12 protein-coding genes are annotated in these 15,914 nt (G+C 54.5%); 10 read left to right on the forward strand and 2 right to left on the reverse strand.

What is annotated here, in order from left to right:
* The first annotated feature begins 154 nt into the window (after positions 1–154).
* From ABD76_RS20035 to ABD76_RS20050, 4 genes are all read left to right on the forward strand, one after another.
* Positions 155–1,039 (forward strand): carbohydrate ABC transporter permease, encoded by an 885-nt coding sequence (locus ABD76_RS20035; RefSeq protein ID WP_119795197.1) that lies wholly within the window; start codon positions 155–157, stop codon positions 1,037–1,039.
* Positions 1,032–1,865: a carbohydrate ABC transporter permease gene (locus ABD76_RS20040; RefSeq protein WP_197258913.1), complete on the forward strand. Its 834-nt coding sequence runs from the start codon at positions 1,032–1,034 to the stop codon at positions 1,863–1,865. Before ABD76_RS20035 ends, ABD76_RS20040 begins: the two co-directional genes overlap by 8 nt.
* A 44-nt stretch (positions 1,866–1,909) precedes the next feature.
* Positions 1,910–3,292: a sulfatase family protein gene (locus ABD76_RS20045; RefSeq protein ID WP_242069672.1), complete on the forward strand. Its 1,383-nt coding sequence runs from the start codon at positions 1,910–1,912 to the stop codon at positions 3,290–3,292.
* Between the two features lie 159 nt (positions 3,293–3,451).
* Positions 3,452–4,777, forward strand: coding sequence for a glycoside hydrolase family 125 protein (locus ABD76_RS20050; RefSeq protein ID WP_197258914.1), 1,326 nt, complete (start codon positions 3,452–3,454; stop codon positions 4,775–4,777).
* A gap of 394 nt (positions 4,778–5,171) precedes the next feature.
* On the opposite strand, the gene ABD76_RS20055 is transcribed toward ABD76_RS20050, so the two are convergent.
* Positions 5,172–7,226, reverse strand: coding sequence for a methyl-accepting chemotaxis protein (locus ABD76_RS20055; RefSeq protein WP_197258915.1), 2,055 nt, complete (start codon positions 7,224–7,226; stop codon positions 5,172–5,174).
* A 468-nt stretch (positions 7,227–7,694) separates the two neighbouring features.
* On the opposite strand from ABD76_RS20055, the gene ABD76_RS20060 reads away from it, so the two are divergent.
* Together ABD76_RS20060 and ABD76_RS20065 are read left to right on the forward strand one after the other, a co-directional pair.
* Positions 7,695–8,171 (forward strand): chemotaxis protein CheX, encoded by a 477-nt coding sequence (locus ABD76_RS20060; protein ID WP_197258916.1) that lies wholly within the window; start codon positions 7,695–7,697, stop codon positions 8,169–8,171.
* A gap of 82 nt (positions 8,172–8,253) precedes the next feature.
* The gene (locus tag ABD76_RS20065; protein ID WP_197258917.1) at positions 8,254–9,030 is read left to right on the forward strand and encodes an SDR family NAD(P)-dependent oxidoreductase; all 777 of its coding nucleotides are present in this window, start codon (positions 8,254–8,256) and stop codon (positions 9,028–9,030) included.
* Positions 9,031–9,155: 125 nt separating this feature from the next.
* Here the strand turns inward: ABD76_RS20065 and ABD76_RS20070 are convergent, their stop codons facing one another.
* Complete coding sequence (locus tag ABD76_RS20070) at positions 9,156–9,410, reverse strand: DUF2573 family protein (protein WP_197258918.1); 255 nt, start codon at positions 9,408–9,410, stop codon at positions 9,156–9,158.
* Between the two features lie 341 nt (positions 9,411–9,751).
* On the opposite strand from ABD76_RS20070, the gene ABD76_RS20075 reads away from it, so the two are divergent.
* The 4 genes from ABD76_RS20075 (at position 9,752) to ABD76_RS20090 (ending at position 15,789) form a co-directional block, all read left to right on the forward strand.
* Positions 9,752–11,035, forward strand: a complete 1,284-nt coding sequence (locus ABD76_RS20075) for a DEAD/DEAH box helicase (RefSeq protein ID WP_197258919.1) — start codon at positions 9,752–9,754, stop codon at positions 11,033–11,035.
* A 185-nt stretch (positions 11,036–11,220) separates the two neighbouring features.
* Entirely contained in the window at positions 11,221–12,711 is a 1,491-nt protein-coding gene (locus tag ABD76_RS20080) for an extracellular solute-binding protein (RefSeq protein ID WP_197258920.1), read from the forward strand.
* A 129-nt stretch (positions 12,712–12,840) separates the two neighbouring features.
* A complete protein-coding gene (locus tag ABD76_RS20085; protein ID WP_197258933.1) occupies positions 12,841–14,286 on the forward strand; it encodes an ABC transporter substrate-binding protein in 1,446 nt (481 codons plus the stop codon).
* Positions 14,287–14,367: 81 nt separating this feature from the next.
* Positions 14,368–15,789 carry an ABC transporter substrate-binding protein gene (locus ABD76_RS20090; protein ID WP_197258921.1) on the forward strand — a complete coding sequence of 474 codons (1,422 nt, stop codon included), beginning with the start codon at positions 14,368–14,370 and terminating at the stop codon, positions 15,787–15,789.
* Positions 15,790–15,914: the final 125 nt, after the last annotated feature.

Here is a 15,914-nt window from a genome sequence, read left to right on the forward strand (position 1 = left end):
CAAGCTGGCACATAACAAAGATCCGAACAAGATACACAGATAGCGATGCAACAGTTGGATAGTAGACGGACGGACCCTTCTCCTGAACGCCATGTTCGGGAGGAGTCTGTCTTGTCTGCCGTTCTGCATATGCAAAAGAGAGGAGAGAGCCGTGATGAATAACTCCGCGATTCGGCCCAAGCGCTGGACATTTTTCGCTTATTTGCTGCCGAGCGTGCTGCTGTACGCATTCATGGTCCTTGTTCCGTTGGTGCTCGCCTTGCGGTACAGCTTCTATAAATGGTCGGGCGGACCGAAGATGGAATGGATCGGGCTCCGGAACTATGAGGTGCTTCTTCAAGATGCGAAATTTTGGGGCGCTTTTCTCAACAACTTAATTATTGTCGGCTTCAGTGTCGTCGGCCAGATCGGGATCGCGTTCGTCATCGCGGTATTCCTGATGAACAAATGGGTGAAGTGGCGCGAATTCCACCGGACCGTCATCTTTATCCCGGTCGTCCTGTCCTCGGTCGTCATCGGGTTCCTGTGGTCCATGATCTTCAACAATGACGCGGGACTGCTGAACTGGCTGCTGACTTCGCTGGGGCTCGAATCCTGGATCAAGCCTTGGCTGGACGATCCGAACGTCGTCATGTACTCCGTAACAGCACCGATTGTGTGGCAATATATCGGTTTCTACCTGATTATATTTATGGCTTCGATGCAAAGCATCAACGGGGAAGTGTACGAGATGGCGGAGATCGATGGAGCCACCGGCTTCAAGAAGACGATGTACATTACGCTGCCCCTGCTGAAAGATACGATGAAAATTGCCGTGATGCTCTGTATTGCGGGGAACATGAAGGCGTTCGACAGCATCTTCGTCATGACGGGAGGCGGACCGGGCAATTCCTCCACGGTCATGGCGCAATACGCATATGACACGTCGTTCAAAGCGTTCAAGCTTGGATACGGCAGTGCCATCTCCATCGGCATTATGGTGCTCAGCGTCTTCCTTATCCTGTTGAGCCGTCTGATTGGAGGGAAGAACAATGACTAAAACGATGCGGTTCATTCCGCGGTTCCTGATCAACCTGTTCCTGTGGATCATGTCGTTGTCCTGCATATTCCCGGTCATCTGGATGATCTATTCCTCGCTGAAAACCCAGCAGGAATTCAATCTGAATATTATTTCATTGCCGACGTCGCTTAATTTCCAGAACTATATTGACGCATTCCGCATCGGGAAGATGGATACCTATTTCGTGAACAGCGTATTCGTTACGGTGTTGACGGTCATCTTTACGGTCGTCCTGAGCTTCCTGGCCGCTTATATTTTGGCCCGTTTCGATTTCCCGGGGCGCAATCTGGTCTACTTCATGTTCCTGGCAGGGATGCTCATTCCGATTCACGGTCTGCTTATCCCGGTATTCGTCGAGTTCAAGACGCTGGGGCTGCTCGATCAGCGGATAACGCTCGTGCTGCCGTATGTCGCCTTCAACCTGTCGATGGGGATATTCCTGTTCGAGAACTTCATCAAATCGGTCCCGCTCGAGGTCGAGGAAGCGGCGGCGATTGACGGAAGCAGCACGACGCGGCGCGTGCTTACGATCGTGCTTCCGATGTGTCTTCCGGTCATCTCGACGGCCATCATTCTGTATTTCCTGGGCGCCTGGAACGAGTTCCCGTTCGCGCTCGTGCTGATTAAGAGCCCGGAGCTGCGGACGCTGCCGGTCGGCCTCACGAATTTCAACGGACAGTTCACCGTGAACTATCCGCAGATGATGGCGGCGATGGTCATCGTCGTCTTGCCGGTCATTTTGACTTATCTCGCATTCTATAAGAAAATTATGCAAGGAATGACGGCGGGGGCCGTCAAAGGCTGACGGCTCCCGTCTATCGAACATAATGAGCAGATAGGGGCGGATGAATGATGGACAAGCATTCCGCGCGGCGGCCGAATGTGATCATGCTCGTCGCCGATGACCACCGGTATGAGTCGATTCGGGCGCATGGCAATCCCGAGGTGATGACTCCTACGCTGGACCGATTGGCCGAGCGCGGCGTCAGCTTCCAGAGCACGAACATCATTGGCGGGATGGACGGGGCGGTATGCTCGCCATGCCGGGCCTGCCTGAACACCGGTTCCTCGATTTTCGGGGCGACGGTGAAGCAGGAGCTGGGCGACACGGTGGAGAAGATGACGCTGTCTCCGGAGAAGCGCACCTTGGGCGAGACGTTCCAACAGCATGGTTACTATGCGTATGCGGTCGGGAAGTGGCATAATGACACCGCCAGCTTCAACCGCAGCTTTGCCGGCGGCAACCGCATTTTTTTCGGCGGAATGAGCCATCATCGCGAGGTCCCTGTCTATGCCTATGATCCGACGGGAACGTATTCCTCCTTCCAGCGCACCATCGAGAGCACGTTCTCGACCGAGCTGTTCACGGATGAAGCGGAGGCGTTCATCCGGAGATATGACCGGGAGGACCCGTTTTTCCTCTATGTTGCCTATACCTCTCCTCATGATCCGCGGACGGCGCCCGAGCCGTATGCGTCGCAGTATAAGGGCGACCGCGTCGCCGTGCCCGGCAATTTTTTGCCGGAGCATCCTTTTGACAACGGAGAGATGCATATCCGCGATGAGGGGCTCGCGGGCCGGCCGCGCACGAAGGAAGAGGTTCGGCGCCATCTCGCCGATTATTACGCGATGATCACCCATATGGATGCGCAGATGGGGCGGCTGATCCAGGCGCTGGAGGACTCCGGGCGAATGGACGACACGATCGTCGTCTATACGTCTGACCACGGGCTCGCCGTCGGGCAGCATGGCTTGATGGGCAAGCAGAATCTGTATGAGCACAGCATCCGCATCCCATGGCTCGTGGCCGGGCCTGGCGTTCCGGCCAAGGGACTGATCGGCGGGCAAGTGTATCAGATGGATATTTTTCCGACCTTATGCGAGCTGGCCGGCATTCCGGTTCCGGCCTCTGTGGAAGGGCGCAGCATGGCGGACCTGATGCGCGGCGATGCCGGCGCGGAACGGAGCACCGTCTATGCCCTGTACAAGGACACGCAGCGGATGGTGAAGGACGGCCGCTACAAGCTCATTCGCTACCGGAAGTCCGGCGTTACCGGCGAAGGTGCGGACATGGTGCAGCTCTTCGACCTGCTCGAAGATCCCGGGGAGATGCGCAATCTGGCGCAGGAACCGGAGATGCAGCGGCATATCCGCCGCCTGGACGAGGCGATGCAGGCATGGATGAGACAGGTCGGCGACCCGTACGCGGACTCCTTTGCGATAAGCGGATGAAGGTCCGGAGCAGAGGGTAGCGGTAACCCGCGTTTGCATGTAAACTAAGAAGAGCCGCGGGCAGGACAAGGCAGAGGGACGGATTCGTTTTCCCGCTGTCCATGCCGGCGCATATCATCCCATATATACATCAAGTGGAACAGGTGGAGGATACCCAAGATGGAACAATTCCGATTGCCCAAAATCGACGTGCCGAAGTTCGAGCTTCCCCAAGCGGTGAAGCAGGTGCTGGCGGAGGCCGAGCAGAAGCTGGCGCATCGCCCGAAGCTGTTGAAGCAGTTCAAGAACTGCTTCCCGAATACGCTGGAGACGACGACGAAGCTGCTGGAGGACGGCACGACCTTCGTGCTGACCGGAGATATCCCGGCCATGTGGCTGCGCGACTCGGTGGAGCAAGTCATTCACTATGTCCCGTTGGCCAAGGATGACGCCGATCTGCAGCGCATCATCGGCGGCCTGATCAAGCGCCATATGTTCTATATCAATATCGATCCGTATGCGAACGCGTTCAATGAAGGACCGAACGATTGGCATTGGGATGCGAATGATGAAACCGACATGTCCCCATGGGTGTGGGAGCGCAAATATGAGCTCGATTCGATGTGCTTCACAATTCGTCTCGCTTATATGTATTGGAAAGAAACGGGGCGCACCGATATTTTCGATGCGAACTTCAAATCCGCCATGCGCAAAATCGTCGATGTCTGGAAGACGGAGCAGCGCCATTTCGAGCAATCGCCGTACCGCTTCATGCGCGAAAATTGCCCGGATATCGATACGCTGCGCAACGACGGCCTTGGCATGCCGGTTAACTATACGGGGATGACGTGGTCCGGCTTCCGTCCGAGCGACGATGCCTGCGACTTCCATTACAATATTCCTTCCAACATGTTCGCGGCCGTCTCGCTGCGCCAGATGCAGGAGATTGCGAAGTACGGCTTCCGCGACGAAGCGTTCGTGAAGGAAATGCACAAGCTCGAAAAAGAAATCGAGCACGGCATCCAACTGTACGGCACGTACAATCACCCGACCTACGGCAAAATGTACGTGTACGAGACGGACGGCTACGGCAACTTCTGCCTGATGGACGACGCGGGAACGCCGAGTCTGATGTCGATTCCGTATATCGGCTATACGGACGCCGGGGATCCGGTCTACCAGAATACGCGCTGCTTCATCCTGAGCAAGGAGAATCCGTACTACTTCGAAGGCAAGGCCGCTTCGGGAATCGGCAGCCCGCATACGCCGGACGGGTATGTATGGCATATGGCACTGTCGATGCAGGGCTTGACGTCGATCAGCGATGAGGAGATCGTGTCGCTCATCGCCACGCTGGAAGCGACCGATGCCGATACCGGCTTCATGCATGAGGGCTTCCATGCGGACGATCCGGCTATCTTCACCCGCCCTTGGTTCGCCTGGTCGAACAGTCTGTTCTCCCAGCTCGTGTGGAAGGCGATGCAGCGGGGATTGCTGGACAAATAAGGACAAGCCGAAGTTTATGAGATACGAGCAAGGGGAATGTCTCACAGGCGCTGCAAAATGATTGAGATGACGAGTTAACAGAAAATGTGGATGCGGGGAAAACGGCGGCGCGGAAAACGGTGGAATATGGATGAAGCAGTGTAATGCTGCGTGGATGCATCAATTTCTGATCTTTAAGCCGCTATTTGATGAAATTCCTGCAAAAGTACATGATGTTCATCGATTTTTGTCTTTTATCGATTGGATAGTCAGAAATTGATGCCCTGTAACGGAGTACACGTCATAAAGGAAAAGTGCATTTTTGCAGTTTTTCGGCGAGTCGAGCTTGAAAATCAGGGGGGCTGTCTCACTGTAGTGAAATACTACTTTTGGGACACCCCCCTTGCTGCGTTCTCTAAATTTTATACCGGCTTATCATCTCGTTCAGCGTTTGCGCCATTTGATTCAATTGCTCCGCGTTCTTCAGCAGTGTGCCCATATCGAGCAGCTGCTGATCCGTGAACTTCACCAGCTTCGTGGCGTGCTCCGCGTTCTTCTCGGCGATATGCGCGATTTCATTCACGGAAGCAAGCACTTCCTCGGAGCCGGCGGACATTTCTTCCGTCACGGCCGACGTATCCTGAATCTGGCCGGCGATATCCGTGATGTCCGTTAAGATGCGCTCGAAGGTCTCGCCCGAATTTTGCACTTTATCAATGCCGTCGGCGACGCTGTCCCGCACGAGATCCATCGACTCCACGGCTTTGCGGGCATCCGCTCTCGTCTCCTCGATCAGATCGGCGATTTCGCGGGCGGATTCGGCCGACCGTTCCGCCAGCTTCCTTACTTCATGGGCGACGACGGCAAAGCCTTTGCCATGCTCCCCGGCCCGGGACGCTTCAATCGCCGCATTGAGCGCCAGCAGGTTCGTCTGCGACGCAATCTGGGTGATGACATCGACAATGTGGGCCATCTGCTCGGACCGCTCGCCGAGCGTCTGCACCAATCCCCCAGAATGTCTTACGGATTCATCGATCGTATTCATCTGCCGCACCGCTTCCTGGAGCAGCATATTTCCCTGCTTCGCCTGGTCGGCCGTATCCAGCGACGTCTCGGATATGCTGGTCGTGCTTTCCGCGATCCGCTGAATGCCGATAGCCATTTCTTCCATCGCCTTGGCCCCTTCTTCCGTGCCCCGCATTTGCGTCTCGGCGCCGCTGGCGACGATCTTGACGATCGAGTCGACTTCCTTAATCTGAGCCGTGCTTGCGGCCGTGTGGGCGGACAACTGCTTCGAAGAATCGGCCAATGTATTCGCGGCGCTGCGGATCTCCCCGACGAGATGGCGGATGGAGGCTTGCATCACTTGCAGCGATTGCCCCAGTACGCCGACCTCGTCCTTTTTCCGCTGAATCGAGGCTGGGACCTCGCCGGTGAAATCCCCGGCGCTGATCTCCTTCAGATTGGCGACGACGGTCTGAATCGGTTTCGTAATGTTCGATGCTACCCCAAGCGCCAGCAGCACGGCCAAGACGGCGCATATCGAGCTGGTGATCAGATTGATCATTCCGATCTTGTCGGCTTCCTGCGTCAGCTCGCTTTTTTCAACGATGGACAAGTATTTCCACCCGGTCGCCTGGGACGTATACAAGTTGGTCATATAGTCTGTGCCATCCACTTCAATCTCGAAATGATCCGCGGTTTTTTCTTTGATATCCGCAAATTCGGGCACGCCGATGTCCGCTATATTTTTGGAGATCAGCTCCGGATTGCGGGGATGAGCGAGAATCGTTCCGTCTTTGGAGAGCAGAACGACATAGCCGGTCTCCCGGATTTTAATGCTCTGGAGCTGTTCGGCCAGCTTCCCGAGGCTTGTATCCAGCCCGAGTACGCCCAGCGGCTTGCCTTTGCTGTCATGGATGACCGCTACGCTGCTCATGTTCAAACTGCCGGTTACCGAATCGACATACGGATCGGTAATCGTCGCTTGTTCGGGATTCGCCATCGCATTGGCATACCAAGGGCGGGTGCGAGGGTCATACTTGGCGGCCATTTCTTTTTCCGGCCACTGGACGTAACCGCCATGAGCCGCTCCCAAAAATACGGCAGAGGTGTTCGGATGCGTCTGGGCAAAGCGCTCAAATTCCTTATAGATTTGACTTTCAATGCCGCCGTTTTGCGCAAAGGTCGATTTTTTGTTCTCCGTCAGCTTCATGTATGAGGTGATGCTGTCATCGGCTTGATTGATGATCGGGCTGTCCGCCAGAAACTTTACGTTCTCTTTTACCGTTTCGAAAAAAAGCGCCATTCGGCCGTCCACCTGCGCGACCTCATTGGTCGTCGACGTTACGAATGCAGCGGTGATTTCTTTGATCATACTATTATTAACAATAATACCAATAATAGAAATCGGAATCAGAATCGTCACTAAAAAGGCAAGAATGAGTTTCATTTTAATGCTTTTTAACATAGCTGCCCCTCCTCTAAGTTGTGTTTCCGAACGGATTCGACATTTTTTAAGTAAATTCGACATCCTCTCTATTCTATTTATCGTCCTAAAAAAGCTCTTTCTTAATACCTATTACAGTAGAAGGAAGTGCGCAGTCCGAATAATTTTGCATCTCCTTTTTGCCTGTGGGTTAGGTCTTTGGTCATGATAGGCAGCTTGAAGGAAACGGCCGCAGTGTGTTCAGAGCAGCATTATCCGCGATAGCATGAGTTGAACCCAGGTGGTTGTCGTTAAAAATAAAACTGCGGAAATAGTTCTTTATGCTCAAAAATATATAAATATACAAAATTAATGAAATTCAGAGAAATGTTTTAGTGATCGCCGCGATCGTTTTTAGTATAATAGTCATATAAAAGTGGGTATGTAGGACGTTCGAATGGGGTTCGGACATTACTCCCTTACTGTCGGAAAGGGGCGAAAGATACAAAGATGAAAGCCGAGTGGATTCATCCTTTTTTGCAATCGGCGTGCACGGTTATCGAACAAGTCGTGCAAGTCCGTCCGGAACGGGGAGAGCTTGAGATGTTATCTTGGAGCGGATCTCATGATTTACGCATCCAGATAGGGATGACGGGGCAATTATCGGGACATGTATTATTCGGGTTAAATGAAGACGTCGCCATTAAGATGGCTTCCGCGATGATGGGAGGCTTCCCGCTGGAAGCGCTGGACGCCATTGGGGAAAGCGCGATTTCGGAGCTGGGGAATATGATTAGCGGCAATGCGACCACGCTGATGTACAACCAAGGGCTGCGAGTCGACATCACGCCGCCTCAATTGCTGGTCTCCTCCAATTCGGGACCGATTCAGCAGGCCATGGCGGTGCCGCTCATTATTGGAGACATCGGCCGGTTTGATGTGCTGATGCATATCGGATATAGTGATAAGGTCAGTATCGTATCCTGACGCATGATGCAGGGCCGGCCGCGAGCCGCAGCGCCAGGAATGGCGTGCTGCAGGCGGGGCGGCGCCAAAGGAGCAGCAGGAAATGGATTTGAAAGGGAAAATTGTGCTCATTACAGGGGCTTCGAGCGGCATCGGGGCTCTGACCGCCCAAGCCGTAGCCGCAAAAGGAGCCGTACCCGTGTTGACGGGACGCTCGCGGAAGAAGCTGGATGCTGCCGCTCTGGGCATGACAGCGGACCATGCCGTCTATACGATGGACGTGACCAGCGACGATGACGTGGAACGGGTCGTAAGCGTGATCCTGGAGCGGTTCGGACGAATCGATATCCTGCTCAATAATGCGGGGTACGGGCAATTCGAGCGAATCACGGACATGAGCGTATCCCAGTTCGCCGGCATGATGGACGTCAACTATATGGGGGTTGTTCGCTGCACGAAGGCGGTGCTCCCGCATATGCTGGCACGCCGCGACGGCCATATCGTGAACGTGGCTTCCATGGCAGGCAAGATCGGATCTCCCAAGTCTGCCGGCTACAGCGCGACGAAGCATGCCGTGCTCGGGTTCACGAATGCGCTGCGGATGGAGCTGGCGGGGACTGGGGTCGCCGTGTCGGCCGTCAATCCGGGGCCTGTCGATACGCCCTTCTTCGACCTCGCCGATCCGTCAGGCCAGTATGTGAATAATGTCCGCTGGTTCATCATGCCGCCGGACAAGGTCGTGCGCCATCTGATTCGCATCATGGAGACGCGCAGGCAGGAAGTGGACCTGCCGTGGCTGGGAGCGTTGGGCATGCGCCTTTATTCTCTCTTTCCCCGCGTATCCAATCGCATCGCGGCCCGATTGCTGAACAAAAAATAAGCGCCGCCAGAAGCGCCGGAAGAATGGCAGCCGACGGGCAAGGAATGCAGCAGGTCCGCTCATGCAATGCCGCGCGGGGGGCAGCATTGCATGAGCGGATTTGTCGCCGCAGCCGGCAAAGATCGTCAGGAATTGGAGCCGCCCTGGCGATGCGCCTCGTTCATTTGCTTAATCTCCTCGAACAGCGCCCGTATTTCCGCCTTGCCTTCCGGGTGGGCATCGTTCCAATGCCGAGTCAGGTTCGGCATCGTCTTATGCATCTGATTGTACAGGGCCCACCGCTTTACCTTCTCGACGGTGACCGGATCGGAATGCCCCGTCAGCAGCTCGGCATATTTTTCAACTAATCGTTCGAATGCGGGTTGTGCAGCTTCACTCATGTTAGGTCCTCCTTTTGTAACGATCATTATCCATGCCCCGACAACCATTCCGCGATTTGCGGCCGCTTCGATTGCCTCGATACCTTCATTTTATATTCCAGCATGTCGCAAAATATAGACGATGATGCATCAAAACGGCATCGGCCCGTTTCGGGTGCTGTCCTATTTTTTTGCGCATAATCTGCATATATGGTGAATTGTACCACATTTTGCGGGCAGGACGGGCCGGCCAGGGACAAAAGTTTGGTGCCGGCGGTTCTTTTCGCTATAATAGAGCCATGAATGCCGCAGTTAAGCGAGATATACATACATGAACGGATGTCATGTCATAGAGAGGAACGATGCAGTTGAGCAACACATTTGCTTCCTTGTCGATTACCGAGGAACTGTTAGCGAAGCTTCAAGCGAAAGACATTACCGCTCCGTCGCCCGTACAGGCGGAAGCGATTCCGGCCGCGCTGGAGGGCCGCGATATTCTGGCCCAGTCGCAGACCGGAACGGGCAAGACATTAGCTTATCTTTTGCCGGTGTTGATGAAGATAGACGCCTCGCACCGAGGCACGCAGGCGGTTATTATCGCCCCGACGCAGGAGCTGGCCATGCAGATCGTGCGCGAGGCGGAGTACTATGGGGAAGGAAGCGGCATCCACGTCGCCGCGCTCATCGGCGGAGCCGCGCTGAACCGCCAGGTGGAGCGGCTGCGCGACAAGCCGCAGCTTGTCATTGGCACGCCCGGCCGCATCCGGGAACTGATTGAAATGCGCAAGCTGAAGATGCATGAGGTCCGAACGATCGTCGTGGATGAGGTCGATCATTTGCTGCAGAAGGGCGGAGCCCGCGATACGGACATGGCGATCCGCAGCGCGCTGCGCGATCGGCAGCTTCTCTTCTTTTCGGCGACTCTCCCTCAGGAGGTACGGGAGCTGGCCGGCCGCTTCATGCAGTCGCCGGCGGAGATCGGAATCGAGCCGGACAAGCGGATGGCGGAGACGATTCAGCATTTGTATGTGGCCGTGGACCGCGACAAGATCGATATGGTCCGCCGTCTCATCCGGCTGTGGAACCCGAAGCGTGCGATCGCGTTCGTGAACGACTCGAACCGCATCGGGGAATGGGAGGCGAAGCTGGCCTATGTCGGCCTGTCGGTTGCCTCCCTGTACGGCGATGCGCCGAAGCAGGAGCGGACGGCCGTGCTGCGGCGATTCCGCGAAGGACAGGTCCAGGTGCTCCTGGCGACCGATGTCGCGGCCAGAGGCTTGGATATCCCGGATCTGCCGCTCGTCATCAGCATTGAGCCGGCGCTGGATGCGGAGCATTATATTCACCGCGCCGGCCGCACCGGACGAATGGGCCGCCAAGGCATGTCCGTCAATCTGATTACGCCGCAAGAGCGGTTCATTATGCGAAAGTTCGAACGCGAGCTTGGAATTACGATCGCCGAGCGCGTGTTCTACGAAGGGCGCCTGCACGACCCGAACGCGAACCGGGGAGGCAAGCCGAACGGCAAGCCGCGCGGCGCGCGCGAGGCGGCTGGAACCGCAAGAAAGGCGCAGCCCAAATCGGAGCGTCACCGGGATCGGAAGGACAAAGGCGCGCCGAAGTGGCTCAAGGACAAACGCACGTAACGATCGGGAAAAGGTCAGGCACCGCTGAATGGGCATCATTCGGCGGTGCTTTTGTGTTATAGGAGGAATTTGAACTCAAATCTAGCAAAAACATAACAAAAACATAAAGTTTCCTGTATATGGTTGAACGCCGCCAGGCCAACCGATATACTGAAATTTGGAAGGGAAAAGGAGGAGAAAAAATTGTGCTAAGGAAATGGAAGATTGCTCTGCTATTGACTATGGTCGTTGCCATGATCAGCGGCTGCTTCGGCGAGAAGCCGGTGCTTGAGGAGCTGGGGAAGGACGGCAAGGGGAAAATCAAAGTTGTCTATTATAGCGAAGAGGCCTTTTACTCGGATTATGGCAATAGTTTTAACGTGAAATATCCGGAGATTGAATTTGAAGTCGTAAATCAGGAAGAAATGTACCAGGAAATGCAGAAAAATGAAGATGCCGATTATCGGGAAGAAATGCGGAAGTTCCTGGACAAGCATAAGCCGGACGTATTGATGATTGATTTGCAAACGATGGAGAAGATGGCCCAGGAAGGCAAGCTTTATAATCTGGACGCCGTGATCGCCCAGGAGAAATTCGATCTGGAAGGATTTATGCCGGGCCTCATCGATATGATTCGAGCCAAGGGGGGCGGCTCGCTCTACGGATTGGCTCCCAATTTCTACACCAATGTAATTTTCTATAATGCCGGGTTGTTCCGGGAGCATAATATCGAACCGCCGCGCAATAAAATGACCTGGCAGGAGCTGATCGATCTGTCGAGCCGCTTCTCGGGCACCGGTTCGGGCGAGAATCAAATTTACGGCTACTACGAACGATTCGGTTCCGCGGACCAACTGCTGAACAGAATAGCGCAAGGCTCCTCGCTGCGCCTGTTCGACGCCAAAGGGGAAAAGCTCGTCTTCAATACGGATGGCTGGAAGCAGGCGATGAAGCTGGCTTCAGAAGCGATTCGGAACAAGGCGATCTATACTCAACCAATGGATGAGGGCAATGAACGCGTGTTTATGGGAGACGACGATCTCTTTTTCAAAGGCAAGGCGGCGATGATTATCGATGGACCTTGGGTGATCTCCGAATTGAAGAACCGCATGATGTGGGATAAGGAAGCCAAGGAGATCGACTGGGGCATGGTGACGGCGCCTGTCGATCCGGCGAATCCGGATGAATCATCGTATGCGACGCTGAACGAGGTATTCGCTATCGCGGCCGATTCTCCGAACAAGCGGGCGGCCTGGGAGTTCGTCAAATTCGTGAACGGTACCGAAATGGCCAAGGCGGCTTCCCGCTCTTCGCGTGGAACTCTGCCGACACGGAACCAGTTCATGAAAGAAATTGACGGCAAAAGCACGGAAGCTTTCTATTTACTTCGGCCGAAGGCGGAATACGAATCGATGTGGGGCGGACCGAACGTGAAAATCCCGTCCGATTTCTACCGGGATTTCTCTACGATTATGGCGAAAGAAATGAAAGCCGTGGTCGACAACAAGAAGTCGGTGGAAGAAGCCGCCGCCGCCATCCAGGCCAAAGGCGAGGAAGCACTGCAAAGGGGCAGAGAAGCGGAGAAAGCGCGCAAAGCGGCCCAAAAGGGCGCGGAAGGAGACAGCGGAAAAGCCGCGGAGGATAACAAAACCGAGGATTCAGGCAGTGCGGAGGCTGGCACATCCGAAGGGGATTGACTAGCATAGAGGCAAGAGATAACTTAGGGCCGCTGACACAAGTTGGTGGCCTCTTTATTTAGCAAAGGGGGAGAACAAATTGGGGTGAGGAAATGGAAGCTTGCTCTGCTATTGACTCTGGCCGTTGCCATGGTCAGCGGCTGCTTCGGCGAGAAACCGGTGCTTGACGAGTTGGGGAAGGACGGCAAGGGGAAAATCAAAGTTGTCTATCATAATGAAGATAGCTTTTACCGCCAATACGGCAATTATTTTAATGTGAAATATCCGGATATTGAGTTCGAAATCGTAAGTATGCAGGAAATGTACCGGGAGCTGCAAGAAAAAGAAAAGGTCGATTACGAAGAAGAGCGGTTGAAGTTTCTCGACAAGCATAAGCCGGATGTACTGATGGTTGATTTGCTGACGATGGAGAAGCTGGCCCAGGAAGGCAAGCTGTATAATCTGGATGCGATCATCGCCCAGGAAAAATTCGATCTGGAAGGGTACATGCCGGGCCTTGTCGACATGATTCGGGAACGTGGCGGCGGTTCTCTGTACGGACTGGCTCCGTATTTCTATACTAATGTCATTTATTATAATGCCGAGCTGTTCCGGGACCACAACATCGAACCGCCTCGCAACAAAATGACCTGGCAGGAGGTGCTCGACCTGTCGAGCCGCTTCGCAAGTGTCGGCTCGGGCCAGGATCAAGTCTATGGCTACTATCAGCGCTATGGAGGAGGGCCTCAGGAACTGCTTCTCGATGTCGCGAACGCTTCGTCGTTGCGCCTTTTCGACGCCAAAGGGGAGAAGCTCGTCTTCAATACGGACGGGTGGAAGGAGATCGTGAAGCTGACAACGGACTCGATCCGGAACAAGGGTGTATACACCCAAACGAGGGATGAAGGAGACTCCCGAGGATTTTCGTCAGACGACGATCTCTTTTTCAAAGGCAGGGCCGCGATGATCATGGATGGCCCATGGTTCATATCCCAAATCAAGAACCGTGCCATGTGGGATAAAGATTCCAAGAAAATCGACTGGAGCATGGTATCCGTGCCTGTCGATCCGGCATCCCCTGACGAGTCTTCGTACGCGAGTCTGAACGAAGTCTATGCCATCGCGTCGGATTCACCGAACAAGCGGGCGGCGTGGGAGTTCGTCAAATTCGTGAACGGGCCGGAGATGGCCAAGGCAGCCTCCCGTTCGATGGACGGCAACCTACCGACGAGGAACCAATTCATGAAGGAAATCGACGGCAAAAGCACAGAGGCCTTCTATGCGCTGCGGCCGAAGGCGAAGTACGAATCGATGTGGGGCGGACCGGATGTGGAGATACCGTCCGAATTCTATGGGGACTTCCGAACGATCATGGACAAGGAACTGAGAGCCGTGATAGACAACAAGAAGACAGTGGATGAAGCTGTCGCCGCGATCCAGGCAGAAGGCGAAGCCGCGCTGCAGAAGGGCCGGGAAGAGGAGAAAGCGCGCAAAGAGGCCGAACAGAAAGCGAACGGGGAGAGCGGCAAACCAGCGGAAGATAATCAAACAGAAGGATCAGGCAGCGGGGAGACAGGCGCATCCGAAGGGAATTAACCATCGCAGAATGCAGCACATGACTTTTGGCCGCTGACAGAAGTTGGCGGTCTTTTCATTGATCAAGGAGGAGAACCTATTTTGCCTAGAAAATGGAAAATCGCTTTGCTGCTTACTGCCGTCGTGGCCATGATCAGCGGCTGCTTCGGCGAGAAACCGGTGATTGACGAACTGGGGAAGGACGGCAAGGGGAAAGTTAAAGTTGTCTATTATGATGAAGAGGGATTTTATCGCGACTACGGCAATCTTTTCAACGTGAAATATCCGGATATCGAATTCGAAATCGTCAGCATGCAGGAAATGTACCGGGAACTGCAGGGCAAAGAAAATGCCGATTATGAAGAAGAGCGGTTGAAGTTTCTGGACAAGCATAAGCCGGATGTGCTGATGGTTGATTTACAGGAGATGGAGAAGCTGGTCCAGGAAGGCAAGCTGTATAATCTGGATGCGATCATCGCCCAGGAAAAATTCGATTTGGAAGGATACATGCCGGGACTTGTCGATATGATTCGGGAACATGGCGGCGGTTCGTTGTACGGACTGGCTCCGTATTTCTATACGAGCGCCATTTATTATAATGCGGAGCTGTTCCGGGAGCATAACATCGAACCGCCCCGCAACAAAATGACCTGGCAGGAGATGCTCGACCTGTCGAGCCGCTTCGCAAGCGTCGGCTCGGGCGAGAACCAGGTCTATGGCTATTACAAGCGCTATGGAGGGGGGCCTCAAGAGCTGTTTTTCGATGTGGCCAACTCTTCCACGCTGCGGCTTTTCGATGCCAAAGGGGAGAAGTTCGTCTTCAATACGGACGGGTGGAAGCAGATCGTGAAGCTGACAACGGACGCGATCCGGAACAAGGCGGTATACACCGAACCGATGGATGAGGGAGACAACCACAGTTTTTCGACAGATGACGATTTCTTCTTCAAAGGCAGGGCCGCGATGGTTTTGGAGGACACCTGGTTCATATCCCAAATCCAGAGCCGTGCCATGTGGGATAAAGAGGCCAAGCCAATCGACTGGGGCATGGTATCCGTGCCTGTCGATCCGGCTTCTCCTGACGAGTCCTCGTACGCCAGTCTGAGCGAAGTATATGCCATCGCGGCGGATTCCCCGAACAAGCGGGCGGCGTGGGAGTTCGTCAAATTCGTGAACGGACCGGAGATGGCCAAGGCCGCCTCACGGACGATGGGCAACAAGCTTCCGACAAGGAACCAATTCATGAAGGAAATCGACGGCAAAAGCACAGAGGCCTTCTACTCGCTTCGGCCGAAGGCGAAGTACGAATCAATGTGGGGCGGACGGGATGTGGAGGTGCCGTCCGAATTCTATAGGGACTTCCGAACGATCCTGGACAAGGAACTGAGAGCCGTGATAGACAACAAGAAGACAGTGGATGAAGCCGTCGCCGCAATCCAGGCAGAAGGGGAGGCCGCGCTGCAGAAGGGCCGGCAAGCGGAGAAGGCGCGCAAAGAGGCGGAACAGAAAGCCAAAGGGGAGTGACCTGCGTACGCGAACTCAGGGATTTATGGCCGCTGACATAAGTTGGCGGCCTTTTATCACAAAGGTTGGATATGTCTACTTTTCATATAGGAATTGCCGATATTACTCTTTTACTACTCTTTGTA

This window comes from Paenibacillus dendritiformis, assembly GCF_015845845.1.
Taxonomy (GTDB): Bacteria; Bacillota; Bacilli; order Paenibacillales; family Paenibacillaceae; genus Paenibacillus_B; species Paenibacillus_B dendritiformis_C.

Bases quoted from the DNA above. Each gene is read 5' to 3' on its own strand.
- ABD76_RS20085 (WP_197258933.1), top strand. From the start codon at position 12,841: ATGGTCAGCGGCTGCTTCGGCGAGAAACCGGTGCTTGACGAGTTGGGG.
- ABD76_RS20060 (WP_197258916.1), top strand. From the start codon at position 7,695: ATGAAAGCCGAGTGGATTCATCCTTTTTTGCAATCGGCGTGCACGGTT.
- ABD76_RS20050 (WP_197258914.1), top strand. From the start codon at position 3,452: ATGGAACAATTCCGATTGCCCAAAATCGACGTGCCGAAGTTCGAGCTT.
- ABD76_RS20045 (WP_242069672.1), top strand. From the start codon at position 1,910: ATGATGGACAAGCATTCCGCGCGGCGGCCGAATGTGATCATGCTCGTC.
- ABD76_RS20075 (WP_197258919.1), top strand. From the start codon at position 9,752: ATGCAGTTGAGCAACACATTTGCTTCCTTGTCGATTACCGAGGAACTG.
- ABD76_RS20040 (WP_197258913.1), top strand. From the start codon at position 1,032: ATGACTAAAACGATGCGGTTCATTCCGCGGTTCCTGATCAACCTGTTC.
- ABD76_RS20055 (WP_197258915.1), bottom strand. From the start codon at position 7,226: ATGTTAAAAAGCATTAAAATGAAACTCATTCTTGCCTTTTTAGTGACG.
- ABD76_RS20035 (WP_119795197.1), top strand. From the start codon at position 155: ATGAATAACTCCGCGATTCGGCCCAAGCGCTGGACATTTTTCGCTTAT.
- ABD76_RS20070 (WP_197258918.1), bottom strand. From the start codon at position 9,410: ATGAGTGAAGCTGCACAACCCGCATTCGAACGATTAGTTGAAAAATAT.
- ABD76_RS20065 (WP_197258917.1), top strand. From the start codon at position 8,254: ATGGATTTGAAAGGGAAAATTGTGCTCATTACAGGGGCTTCGAGCGGC.